This is a genomic window from Pseudohongiella nitratireducens (genome assembly GCF_001642735.1).
GTDB lineage: Bacteria > Pseudomonadota > Gammaproteobacteria > Pseudomonadales > Pseudohongiellaceae > Pseudohongiella > Pseudohongiella nitratireducens.
Window position 1 is genome coordinate 81,545 of the sequence record NZ_LWHM01000005.1, and the last position, 13,298, is coordinate 94,842.

Annotated in this window: 10 protein-coding genes and 1 tRNA gene; 2 read left to right on the plus strand and 9 right to left on the minus strand. The window is 50.4% G+C overall.

Translation table 11 applies throughout. The features are described 5' to 3' along the window. The first annotated feature begins 14 nt into the window (after nt 1–14). Nucleotides 15–1,610, plus strand: a complete 1,596-nt coding sequence (locus PSCS_RS02800) for a M48 family metalloprotease (protein WP_158662871.1) — start codon at nt 15–17, stop codon at nt 1,608–1,610. 311 nt (nt 1,611–1,921) lie between these two features. Then, nucleotides 1,922–1,998, plus strand: a tRNA-Arg gene (locus PSCS_RS02805). Between the two features lie 21 nt (nt 1,999–2,019). On the opposite strand, the gene PSCS_RS02810 is transcribed toward PSCS_RS02805, so the two are convergent. From PSCS_RS02810 to PSCS_RS02850, 9 genes are all read right to left on the minus strand, one after another. Then, nucleotides 2,020–3,273: an Arm DNA-binding domain-containing protein gene (locus PSCS_RS02810; protein ID WP_068810284.1), complete on the minus strand. Its 1,254-nt coding sequence runs from the start codon at nt 3,271–3,273 to the stop codon at nt 2,020–2,022. Further along, nucleotides 3,257–3,475 carry an excisionase family protein gene (xisR, locus tag PSCS_RS02815; protein ID WP_068810285.1) on the minus strand — a complete coding sequence of 73 codons (219 nt, stop codon included), beginning with the start codon at nt 3,473–3,475 and terminating at the stop codon, nt 3,257–3,259. The genes PSCS_RS02810 and xisR overlap by 17 nt, the downstream gene beginning before the upstream one ends. Before the next feature lie 4 nt (nt 3,476–3,479). Continuing rightward, a complete protein-coding gene (locus PSCS_RS02820) occupies nt 3,480–3,914 on the minus strand; it encodes a hypothetical protein (protein WP_068810286.1) in 435 nt (144 codons plus the stop codon). A 733-nt stretch (nt 3,915–4,647) separates the two neighbouring features. Next, on the minus strand, nt 4,648–5,922 hold the full coding sequence (locus tag PSCS_RS02825) for a Y-family DNA polymerase (RefSeq protein WP_068810287.1): 1,275 nt from the start codon (nt 5,920–5,922) through the stop codon (nt 4,648–4,650). Beyond that, nucleotides 5,922–6,329 (minus strand): S24 family peptidase, encoded by a 408-nt coding sequence (locus tag PSCS_RS02830; protein WP_068810288.1) that lies wholly within the window; start codon nt 6,327–6,329, stop codon nt 5,922–5,924. The genes PSCS_RS02825 and PSCS_RS02830 overlap by 1 nt, the downstream gene beginning before the upstream one ends. Nucleotides 6,330–6,450: 121 nt before the next feature. Next, the gene (locus tag PSCS_RS02835) at nt 6,451–7,161 is read right to left on the minus strand and encodes a M48 family metallopeptidase (protein WP_068810318.1); all 711 of its coding nucleotides are present in this window, start codon (nt 7,159–7,161) and stop codon (nt 6,451–6,453) included. 5 nt (nt 7,162–7,166) lie between these two features. After that, nucleotides 7,167–10,271 (minus strand): type I restriction endonuclease subunit R, encoded by a 3,105-nt coding sequence (locus tag PSCS_RS02840; protein WP_068810289.1) that lies wholly within the window; start codon nt 10,269–10,271, stop codon nt 7,167–7,169. 18 nt (nt 10,272–10,289) lie between these two features. Then, nucleotides 10,290–11,564, minus strand: a complete 1,275-nt coding sequence (locus tag PSCS_RS02845) for a restriction endonuclease subunit S (protein WP_068810290.1) — start codon at nt 11,562–11,564, stop codon at nt 10,290–10,292. Further along, nucleotides 11,557–13,281: a type I restriction-modification system subunit M gene (locus PSCS_RS02850; protein WP_068810291.1), complete on the minus strand. Its 1,725-nt coding sequence runs from the start codon at nt 13,279–13,281 to the stop codon at nt 11,557–11,559. Before PSCS_RS02850 ends, PSCS_RS02845 begins: the two co-directional genes overlap by 8 nt. Nucleotides 13,282–13,298: the final 17 nt, after the last annotated feature.

The following is a 13,298-nucleotide window of genomic DNA, read 5'->3' on the forward strand; positions in this document are numbered from 1 at the left end:
TATTTGGAAGCGTGGTGTCTGCAAGATTGTCAGCATTCACTTCGCGCAAGAGTATTAATTTCCCTGCTACTATCACCACCGTTTCCCTGCTCGCCGTACTGGCAGGCTGCGCGACCAACCCGGTTACCGGGGATCGTGAACTGAACCTGATCTCCACCCATGAACAGATCGCCATTGGCGAGCAGAACTACGTACCCACCCAGCAAAGCCAGGGTGGACAATATAAGGTGGACGCCGAACTGACTCGTTACGTCAATGAGGTCGGTCAACGGGTAGCAGCCTATGCACCGATTGATCTGCCCTACGAGTTTGTCGTGCTGAACAATTCCGTGCCCAATGCCTGGGCATTGCCCGGCGGCAAAATGGCCATCAACCGCGGTCTGCTTTATGAGCTGGAAACCGAGGCCGAGCTGGCTGCGGTACTGGGCCATGAGGCCGTACACGCTGCCGCCCGTCACGGAGCCCAATCCATGGAACGCGGCATGTTGCTGCAAGGCGCCCTGATGGCTACCACCATTGCCGCCTCCAACTCGGATTATGCGGGCTATATTGTCGGTGGTGCCCAGGTTGGCGCACAGCTGATCAGCCAGCAGTATGGCCGTGACGCTGAACGTGAATCAGATTTGTACGGCACCCGGTATATGGCCCAGGCGGGATACGATCCCCAGGCCGCTGTCAGTTTGCAGGAGACCTTTGTTCGTTTGTCCGAAGGCAGGCAGGCGGGTTGGCTGGATGGCCTTTTTGCCAGTCATCCGCCATCGCAAGAGCGAGTCGCCAATAACAGGCAACTCGTGGCTCAGCTGCGAAGTGAGGGCTTCACTAACGGTGAACAGGGCCGTGAGCGATATCAGCAGATGACACAAACCCTGCGCGAGACCAAACCGGCCTATGATGCCTTTGATGAAGCCCAGCGCCTGGCGTCAGAAGGTCAACTGGATGAGGCGGAAGCGCAGGTCGATGAAGCCATTCGCATGTTTTCTCGCGAAGCCCGCTTTTACGGCCTGAAAGGCAATATCGCCCTGAATCGCCGTGATTATGGCGAGGCCATTGATTTGTATAACAGCGCCATTGCCCGAGACGATGGGTACTATGAGTATTACCTGGGGCGCGGTCTGGCCTATAACGAGCGTGGCAACGATCGTCAGGCCCGTGCCGACCTGCAGGCCAGTAATGACCTGCTGCCAACGGCACTGGCCAGTAATGAACTCGGTGGTCTGGCACTGGCCGCCAATGATCGCAGTGCCGCCAAAAGCTATTTCGAACAGGCCGCTAGCGCACCAGGCCAGATTGGTCAAAACGCCCAGCAGGCCTATTACCGCCTGGAAATCCAGGACAACCCGGGAAGCGCCGTGCAAGGTGGTGTCTACGTTGACGACCAGGGACGTGTCATTCTGCGGCTGAGAAACGCCAGCCCTGTCAACCTGAGCCAGGTCACCGTGCAGATGCAGGGTATCCTGAATGGCGAAGCTGTCAGCCAGCCGGCCACGATCCAGAATCTGGCAGCCGGCCAGACCCAGGACTTTAATACTGGTGTGCAACTGGCAGCAGACGGAAGTCAGCAACTGACGAATGCCCAGGTAATTGTTCAGCAAGCAGTTGTAGCAAATTAACCAGGAGCTACCATCGTCGCTGACGCTCCTGGGGTTGTGCACTCTGTTAAGAGTGAGGATTTAGAGGCAAAAAAAAGAGTTTTGTCACGGGTGCCAAGACTACTGTATAATCGCGCCCTCGATTCGGGACGGCAGTATGGATAGACTAGCGGCCCAGCTAAAACGTCCCGATGGGCCAGGCAGCCGTAGCGCCGGCCAACGCACTGAAGGTGGCAGTGCCATAACAACAAACCGCCACAGTATTCCGCCCCGGGTCGCGGGCAGGCACCGAAGGTGAACAGTGCCATTAAACAAATCACCAGACAGTTTATGCACCCGTAGCTCAGCTGGATAGAGTAGGTGGCTTCGAACCACTTGGTCGGGAGTTCGAATCTCTCCGGGTGCGCCATACAAAAACTAACAATATCAGTTAGTTAGAGTTGTGGCGGTGATTGGCGTGACCATTTTGTGACCGTTTTTCATCGCCACGATCTCGGATCTTAGCGATTGCTTCCCCTAAGTTTGGTCTATCCTCCCGGATAAACTTCCCGTAGTGCTTCTTGATCATCTCCACGCTGGTTCCACACATCGGAGCAATCCATTCTGGTGGAATGTACTGCGTGAGCATCTGACTGATAAAGGTATGCCTCAGTTGGTTTGGGCCTCTATGGCGTACCTTTGCTTGCTTGAGTAAGCCAGTCCAGACTGTCCGGAATGAAGAATCACCTGCCCAGGGTTTGTGTACAGCAGAGCTGTGGAAGACAAAGCGTACCTGCTCCTTTGCGAAGCTGCGGTTGTTGCGCTGTCTGACCTCGATTTCCTGCGCAGGCAGCATGAAGGTATGCTTCTTCTGCCGTTTCAGGAAGTCGATAGCTTCTGGCAGTAAATCGAACTCCCTGATACTGGCTTTGGTCTTGGGTAACTTGTACTCATTGTTTACCCGGTTGCGTGTGACACGTACTGTCCAGTTCGTCAGATCGATATCTTCCCAAGCCAGCGCCAGCAGTTCACCCTCACGCAGACCTGCCCAGGCATTGAAGCCAATGGCATTGATCTCCTGCTCTCGGTAAGTATCCAGGCCTGTAATGCGCTCCAACTCCTCCAGTGACAAAGGGTCTGGTTCGCCCTGGGTGTCAAGCTCCAGGTTCTTGATGGTTGCCATCGGGTTGGCTTGGATAACGCCGTCTGCGTGAGCGTCCTCAAATGCACCACGCAACGGAGTCATAATGCAGTTGATGGTTTTGTTGGCCAGGTCCTGTGTGGGTAGCTCTATTGTCTGCCAGCGCCGTATCTCTGACCGCGTAATGTCATTGAACTTCCTGGCGCCCCATTTCGGTATGACATGCTTGTGGGCATCCTTTTCGTACTTGTTGTATCCAGAAGGGGCAACCGTGGCTTTTTTAACCTCAAGCCAGTGAAGTACACCTTCTTTCACAGTTTTGGTTGTGCTGCTGGAGCCGCCAAACATGGCGGCCCTCGCAGAGTTAGGGAAATGCTGAGAGTAGTTAAAGCGGTTCTCTCTGATTTCCAGTTTAATGACAGACAGCTTATTAGCCGCATGGGCAATGTTGTGTTTTGTAGGCTTCAGGCCGGAGAGGATCTCCGCACATCGTACACCTTTGTAGGTGAAGCGGATGCGGAGAAAGCCTCCTGGCACATCTACGCCTTTAGGCAACGTAGTCATGTGTCTCTATCCATTCGTCGATTGCTCGGGGATTGACCATGATATTCCCATCAGGTGCCTTCTTCCACTCGCGACCTTCACGCCATTGACCGCTCCGGATCTTGCCGCGGATGGCATCAGGGGTGTAGCCGTTGATGGACTTGAGTAGAGTTGATTTCACCCATTTGGCGAACGGATAAATGATGATTTCATGGGATTGCATGGTATTAGTGGCTCTCGAAGAATTTCTGGAGTTGAGGGATGGCGATTCGGGCAGCGGCGACATAGCGGCGAGATTGTCTGTCGTCTAAATTCGTCATCAGCCGCACTTCTCTGGTGTTGATAATAGGCATGCACTCAAGCAGAACTTGTAAGCGGGATATGTTTAGTGGTTGATTGCCTCCAGAGGCGGCGTTTGCTGCACCTGTTAATATGTCGTTGACGCGCCATACCTCATTTCTTGATATCTCTCCAGACTCACCGATGCCTGACAAGCTCGAATACCTTAGGCTTTGCATTTTGTCCATTACCGGATTATCTATGTTTTTCGCTGCAGTTTGACGTCGACCTGTGCCCCTTTGTGAGTATCGAATCCGGTCTGTTTTTGCTGCGCCAAGGCTTTTCATCAGAAGCGGAAAATCGTCAATTCTTGGTGTTGTCATGTTAAAAATAAATCCTTGTAAATCAAGGCCATAAACGGGCCCTATATAATAAGAGACTCTGCGAGACGATCCGTCTGTCCGCCCCGCGTCTCTTTCACGCAACCATCGTTCCCGTTGCGCTCAAGAAACCGAGTCTCGCCAGAGGAAAAGGAAAGAAGAAATTGCGTCAATCCAAATCCGCAAGAGTGCCCGGAGGGCGCTGGATTGACTTCCTTAGCTTCCTTTTCCTCTGGCGAGGCGACTTCAAATTTCTGAATTTTTGGGGTATTTCTGTCCTGAGGTTATGTCTGTTTCTGCTTCTGGTTTAATGCGAATCTTTTTGGCTTTTCTCCCCGCCCCTTCCCCTTGGCTCTATGTCCATAGAGCACGCAGTGCAAGGAGGGTGAGCGAAGCGAGGCCCGACGCCAGCACGGGAGTGCGTCATGGGCATAGAGCCAAGTATAATATTTATTATAATTTATATACCCCAATGCCTAAACCGTGCAGCTGACTGACTTGGTTTCTGAAGGGAAAAGGAATGGTTTCTTTATTGGAATCGGATGGCCATGAGTTTGCACTCGGCTTAGTGTCGGTTGCGCTGTGCTAGATTGTTGCGTCACATTTGAGTTTGCTGGCTTCCCCCTCTCTCTGGTGAAGAAACCAGTAACCCAAACTATACCCCTCAGTCGACGTGCAGTTACACCATGATTCTGCAGTGCTTGAATGTTGGGTGGTACCCCCTGTCAATTAGCTTTCAAACGTCATTACAATAGATCTTTGGCAAGTCTGCCAGGCGGGTCGTGTATTGCGGGGACAGGAAAGCTCTGCGCATCGCAAACTTCTGCTCGATACCTTGGGCAGCCAGATACATAGTGTTTCTGCCGTACTTGTTATTGATGAAATCCAGGCAGCCCATTAGCGCCTTGTTATCCTGGCTTGCTACAAACATATCTGGTTGATAGTGGCTGGTATCTATCAGTTCCAAAGCACCCACACCGCACTTGTAAAACCTGACGCCTTCAGCATAAATGGCATCTATCTGTGAGCACATGGCTTTTGTAATGACGCGAGTGTCATTTGTCGGGGCACTGAACTCACATACCATGGCTTTCCGGTAGTAGGGCTCTTTGGCATGGATTGAGCTGTGAGCAAACACCATGACGCAGACGGCCAGGCTGTCCTGCTTTCTCAGTTTCCGTGCAATGATCGCAGCGTGAGTGGCGATGGCTTGTCTTAAAACCTGCTTCTCAGTCACGCGTTGGCCAAATGACCGTGTCGAGAAGATCTGCTTCTTTGGCGAACGAACATCATCCCAGCTGATTCTGGCGTGACCATTCAGCTCTAACACGGTATCGGCTATCAAAACACTGAACATCTTCCGCATGCTGTCAGCTCTGGCGTTAGCCAGGTCTAAGGCTGAGTGAATACCAATGTCATTCAGTCGCTTGGAAATCCTTCTGCCAATGCCCCAGACATCAGATACTGCCATTTGCTTGAGTATCGATTTACGTTCTTGCTCAGTCTCAATGACAGCCACACCACGAAAACCATCCAGGCGTTTAGCGGCATGGTTTGCTGCCTTTGCCAGAGTAGGCGTCAACCCCATTCCGACTCCGATGGGTAACCTGACTTCACGCCAAACCGTCCGTCGTATTGATCTGGCATGCTCAAACCAGCCCTCAGGTGGTTTGTATGCACCTTTGCCATAAAACAAGAAACACTCGTCTATCGAGTAGATATGGCTGTACGGAGCAAATCGAGTACAGGTCTCCATCATGCGTTGAGACAAGTCTGCGTATAGCTCGTAATTCGAGCTTTTGATGACAGCACCTGCTTTCTCCAGCTCTTGTTTAACCTGGAAGTAGGGGACGAACTTTTTACCGATTCCAGCCCGTTTGGCGATGTTACACGCAGCACAGATGCAACCGTCATTGTTGGTCAACACCACTACTGGTTTATTCCGTATGGTTGGATCAAAGACCTTCTCACAACTGGCATACATCGAATTGACGTCGCAGAGTGCGTACATCAGGTAAAACCCTTTTTAAGAGGTCTGTGTAGCCGGATAGAGCGTGTCACCACGCCTTCGACAATAAACTCGTCACCATCTTTGAGCTGGTACTTTTTATGCCGTTTGGAGTATGAAATCAGCTGTTTGTTCTTGGTATCCGCGATCTTGCAGACAAACACACCATTGAGCGTAGCCACGATCACGTCACCTGTATTGACCGTCTCAGCCCTTGAGACGATCAACAGGTCATGAGGGAATATACCCACGCCAGTCATGGATTCACCCTCCACAAAGCCGAGATAGGTGGCGGTTGGGTTATCTATGAGTATCTGGTCCAGTGACATGCCTAGCTGTGTGTATTCGGCTGCTGGGGATTCGAAACCAGTGATGCCGGCTTGAGCGGCGATTGGGATGAACTTGATCATGGTGTAACGTTATAATGCTGTATGGATATACAGTATATTCTGGCTTAGGCATTTGGTAAATACTGGGGCAGGTAGAATTCAGTTCAACTTACGGATAGTGCTTGAGAGCTTTTTATCCAGGTCAAAGTGTCAGCAGAGTTGAGTACTCTTTAAGTTGTTCTTTCCGTTGCATAAAATCTGGCATCACGCGCTCGACCTCTTTCCAGAAACCAGGCGAATGGTCATGGCGCAGCAGGTGACACAGCTCATGCACTACAACGTAATCGACAAGCTGGTTTGGAGCCATCATGATCTGCCAGTTGAAATGAAGCTCACCGCGTTGTGTGCAGCTTCCCCAGCGTGACTTGAAGCTTCGGACCTCTATTGCTGCTGGCTTCACTCCTACTCGCTCTGCATACCGGTCGACTTTGTCGGTCAGTTTTAATATGGCTTGCCGTTTATACCAGCGCACCAAGGCATTGCGTATCATGTGAGGTTGCTGGCTTCCTTCGGGTGTTGAAACCAGTAAACGACCTTGAACCAGCTTCACAGGCGCAAAATTACCCTTGGTGACCTTTAGCCGGTAGTTGCGACCAAGGTAGGAAAAAGCTTCGCCAGAGACGAACTGACGGCCACTGACAGGTGCTTTCTCTCTGTGAAGAGCAATCTTCTCTTTGATCCATTTGCGCTTGGTTTTCAGCAGGCTGTCGATGCGCTCGATAGATAACTCTGTTGGCACCACTACAGACACGGCACCATCTTCGACGCGAATGTCAGCAGTACGCTTTCTGGGGGATCTTATGACTTCGGCAATGAAGCCATTGCCGTCTCTGTATTCTGGTTTCGTAGCCATCACGTTCAACCGAACTTCTTCCGCGCCAGCTCCAGGAACCTGTCCTGTACCGAGTTAATAACGGCTCTGTCATCCATGTGGTGTTCAATCAACGTTCGCTTTACCGCTTTGCGAAGTCGTTTTACTTCATCTGGTTTAGCGAAGAAGTCCACGATATGCGTGGCCTCCTCAAACAAACTTACTAAACCTTGGGTGATGGCTTTAACCTGAGTGTGCTGAGATTCAGCGATCATGGTGTCATCTTCAGGCGCCAGCTCACTCATCAGTATGTTGTAAAAGGAGAACTCTGTGTCTGATAAACCAAGCTCTTCAGCTGCTTGTTCTCGCTCTGTTTCCAAACCGTCACGCAATTGCAGTAGCAACTGTACCTGTTGCTCCCACTTGCCGTTGGTTTGCTCAATAATCTCTTTCAGACGCAGGCTGAGTGACTTGTAGTACTCTGGGTCTTCATCCAGGTTTACCGTGATGTGGTGCTTGATAGCACTTTCGATCTCGGAGGCCTTGGATTCAGGCGAACTGGCTTTCTCCAGTGACTCCTTGAAGTTATGCGCCATCAAGTCAATCGGCGGGATCTTAGGGTCAACCCCAGTGCTGATGATGTGCTCATCAACCAGTCGACGCACCTTTTCACTGACATCCTTCAGGTTAAGTTGAGGGTCACGATATATGGTTCTGGCGCTGTTCTGGACCTTGCCCCAGAAGGTGAGGTCAGGCACAAAGGGTTTGGCAGCAATGTCAGGTAGCACTACCTCCATCTGACGAGCAAACTGCTTGTAAGCCATATCGAATAGTTGTCGCCGTTCTTCGCTTTTGAGCGTCAGTACGTAGTCATCAACAGACCGGGTCTTTATCGATGAAAACAAAGCAGCCACACGGGTATGTGCGGCCTTCAGTTTCGGGATTTCGTCTTTCAAGGTGTAGTAAGCACCTTCGATGTCATCACTGCTGTAGGCTTTCAGTGCGTCGTTGAGCTGTGTCGATAACCCAAAGTAATCCATGACATAGCCACGTTGCTTGTCTTTGTAGGTACGGTTAACCCTGGCAATGGCCTGCATCAGCGTATGGTCTTTGAGGTTTCGATCTATGTACATCACCTGCAGGATTGGGGCATCGAAACCAGTTAACAGCATGTCTTTGACAATGAGGAAGGTTGTGGGGTTCTCACTGAGCGGCTTGGTGAATTCCTTTATCACCTTGGTTTGATGTGCCTTGTCAGTGTATTGGGCGATATAGGCTATATCGTTGTGACTGCCAGAGATTATCACCTCTGAGGGTGGCGCCTCTAACTCATCGAGTGTCTTTTTGTACAGGGTGGCAGCATGTCTGCTGCCGACAACGATCATGGCTTTAAAGCCTTCAGGCTGGATCTTGCTGCGGTAGTGCTTCAATAGGTCAATACATACCCAACGGATTCGTGCTGGTGCTTCTCGTACCGCTCGTTCGACTCCGTACTTCTTGCGGATCTCACGCTTGTCTTCGTCACTGTAGTCATGAAAGTACTCGTCAAACAGAGCGTCCAGGGAATCACCTACGACATCCGTTTCTACCTGCCTGCCTTCGTAGATGATGGGAATAGTAGCGCCGTCATCGACAGCCTCGTTGATCTTGTACTGGTCAATGTAACCACCGAAAGCCTGGTCCATCTTCTGACTTTCAAGCAGAGGTGTTCCTGTAAATCCAATCCTGGGGGCATTAGGTAGAGCCGCTGTGATAGTAGCTGCCAAGTTACCAAACTGGGTGCGGTGGGCTTCGTCGGCAAGAACAATGACTTTGTCGCTGGTGTTCAAGTCAGTGAATGACTTGCTGGGATCTTCGCTTGCTGCTTCCGCTTCAGCGTCGCGAAACTTCTGTACCGTGGCTGTGACGATGTCAGAGGTGTCGCTCCTCAGTAGCTCACGCAGCTCATTGACTGAGTTGGCATTCTTAATGGTTTCGCTTTGAGCTTCCCTGAATGTGGCTGATAACTGCTGATCAAGCTGGTTTCGGTCGGTAATAAAAACCAGCTTGTACTGCTGAAGCTCTGGGTCACGGCGCATCTTAACTGCCAGCATCACCATGGTCAGTGACTTACCAGAACCTTGGGTATGCCAGATAACACCGGACCTCTCCTTGCGTGACTCTTTAGAGTGAAGCCGCTCAATGACTTTGTTCACAGCACGGTACTGCTGGTAACGAGCAACTTTTTTGATCAGCCTGCCATCGACGGCCTCATACAAAGTAAAGTTCTGAATGAGGTCAAGGAAAGTAGCAGGGGAGAACATACCTGCCAGCAAGCGTGCCTGAGGTGTTATTTTATGTTCTGTTGCCTCTGCCTGGTTTAGGCTGTTATTTGATGTGTACTCAGGGGCAGGGTGATCACTGACCTGGTTGGTTTCAATAGGTGTCAGTGATGCCAGTATATCCTCATCGTTCATCGGCCAGGCATCTTTCCACTCGCTGTAGTGCTGTGACAAGGAGCTTATCGTACCGACACGGCACTGATCCCTGCATGTAGATACCATTAGCTGGTTGTACCAGAACAGCTTGCTCATGCCTTCTTCACTGGCTGGATCCCGGAGGTTGGCATATCGGCGTAGCTGGTCTATCCCATCTGCCACGGGAACAGTAGAGAGATAAGGAGACTTGCACTCGATGACAGCTAAAGGCAAACCATTCACATAGCAAACGATGTCAGGGAAGATGTTCTGGTGAGGGCCCTCATACTTCACCTGGTTGGTGCAAAGGAAGTCGTTGTTGCTGGGTTCATCAAAGTCGATGATGCGAACAGTCTGTGCTTTACGGCCTTTGCCCAGGTCCTGGTCCACTGACAGGTAGTTAACCAACTTCTGGTAAATGGCATGGTTGTACTCCATTAAACCAGCATGGATAGGATGGGTAATTTCACGCATGACCTTGCGCAGGTTCTCTTCGCTAATCCAGGGGTTCAGTTTACGTAAGGATGCTTCGAGACGGTTTGCCAGAACGACATCACGTAAGTAGTCACGGCGGTTGGGTGAGTCTTCAGCGCTTGCCAATGGCGCCAGCTCTACCCCTGAGACGTATGTCCAGCCCAGCTTCTGAAGCTGCTGGAGTGCGGGTTGCTCTACCTTGTCGTTCTCGTCCTTAAACATAACATCCAGAGCCTACAGCTATGCTGTGGCTGCCTCCTCTTGGTTTACGTTAACGCGGACTTTGCCAGTGAGTAGGTCTTGCATAAGACCAACTTTTAAATGTTTTAGGTGATGTAATTTAGTGTCTGTTTGGATAATTGTATTGTGTATTTTGTCAAGTGTTGAAACGATTGCTTTTTGTTCACTAAGTGGTGGCAGTGGTAATAACATCTCAGAATATTCTGTTGCGTTGATGTTTGGCTGAGCACCTATTCTGGAAGTATTCTTAATCCAGTTGTCAAATTGGTGTGATTTGGTGTACCAATATACATAGTCGGGAAGGGCTACTGTGGGGGAGATCACGAACTTAATTAGGTAGCCAGCAAATACAGTAAGTATTTCTCCTTGGTGTAGATAACTTTTACCAACAGTATTACCTGTTCGAGCAATTAGTAAATCACCTTTAGACAAGTAATATCCTTCTGCTGCCTGAGGATCAATTCCAACTGCAGAGGTTGTGTCAAGCTCCCCATTATCAAGAATATCAGTAATTCGTATGTATCTAGGGCTTGTTGGTTCATATGCCACAGCAGGAGCATTGGCGCCATATTTAGGTTTCTTTGAAAGTAGTGAACCTAGACATGCGCTGCACCATTCAGAGGGAATCCTCCCCACAGGCGAATCCTTGAACTCAGTATGCCCAATGCCTTTGGTTAACAGCTCCTGCATCATGCCGGTTTTGAGGTCTTTCAGCTTTTCGATCTGCGCTCGTGTTTTCTCAATCACCTCGTCCACTGAGGAGAGGATGGTGGCGATTTTCTTTTGTTCGGGGAGTGGTGGTTCGAGCACTTTAATCTTCGATAATGCGCCTCGAGCGATACGTGTACGAGTGGTGCCACTTGCATTCAAGTCAATTTGGTAGCGGAACTGAGAAGAGTTAATAGCAGACATTAACCAGTAATGATCGGCGTTTGTGGTCCGTATGATTGCTATGTCTACAACTGTTGCCGCACGTCGATCTTTACCCGGGTATAAACAAGCGCGACCAAGAGGTTCAGGCATCCGTGCAATAAGAATGTCGTGTTCTTGTAGCGCTGTACACCTCAGTCGAGAAAATTGCTCGTCATTCATGAATCGGGCTGACTTGTTAATAAACGTCCCATCGCCGATGTCAGCGAGCTGGATCAGTCTGTTGCTCCCAAATGGATCTTGGTCTTTACTTTCTACCCAGTCTCCGTCACTAAACAGGGACTTGGATGCAGTTATTTGCCCGATTGAAGATTCTTTCCACCCTTTAGGTATTGAGTTACTCATACCCCAACTCCTTGAGGTAGCCTTTCATCGTTTCCTCAGCTTCAGCAACCTGCTGGTCCAGCTCCTTCAACGACACCCGATACTTATCCCACCAGCGCTCTAATTGAGACATAACCTGGCTGTCCGCTTCGCCAGCTAATTCCCTGATAGCTTCTTTGGTTTCAATCTCTGGTTTGAACTCGAAGTACTCAGCATCACGCTGAACAAAGACACGTGTAACATCAAAGTCCCCCAGGATCTCTTCCCGGATGTATTCGCTCTCAACCTCTCTGACCGGTACACCACCATGCAAAACAGCCCTGACATCAAAGATCTCTGGTGGTGGCGAAGTGTCAGCATAGCGCCGAATGTTGAGATTGAAGTCATTCTCAGCTATGTCGTCCAGGTTAACGACAGAGGAATAACGCTTAATCTCAGCGTAGTTCTCGAAGGTCGCCACGATCTTCTCAATGTCCTGGTCACGTAGACGGTTCTGGTTTTTGCCTTCTTCGTACTCCAGCTCACTGTTGATAAACAGAACCTTGTCTTTGCGCTCTGCTGGCTTGTTCTTGTTGATGATGAGCAAACAGGCAGGAATTCCTGTGCCGTAGAACAACGCAGCCGGTAAGCCAATAACTGCTTCCAGTAAATCATCTTGGAGTATGCCTTCGCGAATTCGCTTCTCGCTGGAACCACGGAACAGCACACCATGGGGCATGACTACGCCCATCATGCCTTCCTGGTTTAAGCTGGCAATCATGTGCTGGACGAAAGCCAGATCACCCGCATCTTTTGGTGGTGTGCCATAGGGGAAGCGACCATAAGGGTCGTTGTCGGCTTCGTCCTTACCCCATTTCTTGAGGCTGAAGGGTGGGTTGGCAATAACGCGATCAAAGGTGACCAACTCTCCGCCCTGGGTGTGCTGCGGCTCTCGTAAGGTATCGCCTTTCTTGATGTCGGCACTGTAGACACCGTGCAGGAACATGTTCATCTTACAGATGGCCCAAGTGTTCAGGTTCATCTCCTGTCCGTTCAGGGACAGGTTAGCTGGGTTCTCTCCATGCTCAGCCAGGTAATTACGTGTTTGTACCAGCATACCGCCGGAGCCTACTGTGGGGTCGTAGATACGCATGCCAGCCTGTGGCTTGAGCAGAGAAATCAGCAAATGGACCACCTCATGAGGGGTATAGAACTCACCACCCTTCTTGCCAGCACTGTCGGCAAACATCTTGATGAGGTACTCGTATGCCGTACCTAACAGGTCAGAGCGCTCAAAATCAGCATTTCGGAGGCGATATTTATTGAAGTGGCTGAGCAGGTCACGCAGCTTCGTATCTGATAGCTTGTTTTTAATGTTGAAGTCGATGGAGACCAGCACACCTTCCAGTGTGCCGTTGTACTCTTCAATGGCTTCAGTGGCCTCATTAAGTTTAGAGCCGATGTCATGTTTCAGGTCTTTCAAGGCATTCCAGCGGGCCTGTGGTGGTACGTAGAACGTCTTGTCGTACTCATCTACATCATCGGCGAAAGCTTCAGCTTGCTCCTGACTCTTGCCTTGAGATAGGTAATGTTCAACTACTTGCTCTTTGGCTTCATCAAAAGCATCAGAGAGGCGCTTTAAGAACAGCATCCCGAAGATGTAGTCCTTATACTCAGAAGCATCCATGTTGCCGCGCAGGATGTCAGCGGCTTCCCAGAGGAAGGACTCAAGTTGCTGTAGGGTTATATTGTGGCTCATCAATCAGTTCCATTGGT

Bases quoted from the DNA above. Each gene is read 5' to 3' on its own strand.
- PSCS_RS02835 (WP_068810318.1), bottom strand. From the start codon at position 7,161: ATGGCTACGAAACCAGAATACAGAGACGGCAATGGCTTCATTGCCGAA.
- PSCS_RS02845 (WP_068810290.1), bottom strand. From the start codon at position 11,564: ATGAGTAACTCAATACCTAAAGGGTGGAAAGAATCTTCAATCGGGCAA.
- PSCS_RS02830 (WP_068810288.1), bottom strand. From the start codon at position 6,329: ATGATCAAGTTCATCCCAATCGCCGCTCAAGCCGGCATCACTGGTTTC.
- PSCS_RS02840 (WP_068810289.1), bottom strand. From the start codon at position 10,271: ATGTTTAAGGACGAGAACGACAAGGTAGAGCAACCCGCACTCCAGCAG.
- PSCS_RS02825 (WP_068810287.1), bottom strand. From the start codon at position 5,922: ATGTACGCACTCTGCGACGTCAATTCGATGTATGCCAGTTGTGAGAAG.
- PSCS_RS02820 (WP_068810286.1), bottom strand. From the start codon at position 3,914: ATGACAACACCAAGAATTGACGATTTTCCGCTTCTGATGAAAAGCCTT.
- PSCS_RS02850 (WP_068810291.1), bottom strand. From the start codon at position 13,281: ATGAGCCACAATATAACCCTACAGCAACTTGAGTCCTTCCTCTGGGAA.
- PSCS_RS02810 (WP_068810284.1), bottom strand. From the start codon at position 3,273: ATGACTACGTTGCCTAAAGGCGTAGATGTGCCAGGAGGCTTTCTCCGC.
- xisR (WP_068810285.1), bottom strand. From the start codon at position 3,475: ATGCAATCCCATGAAATCATCATTTATCCGTTCGCCAAATGGGTGAAA.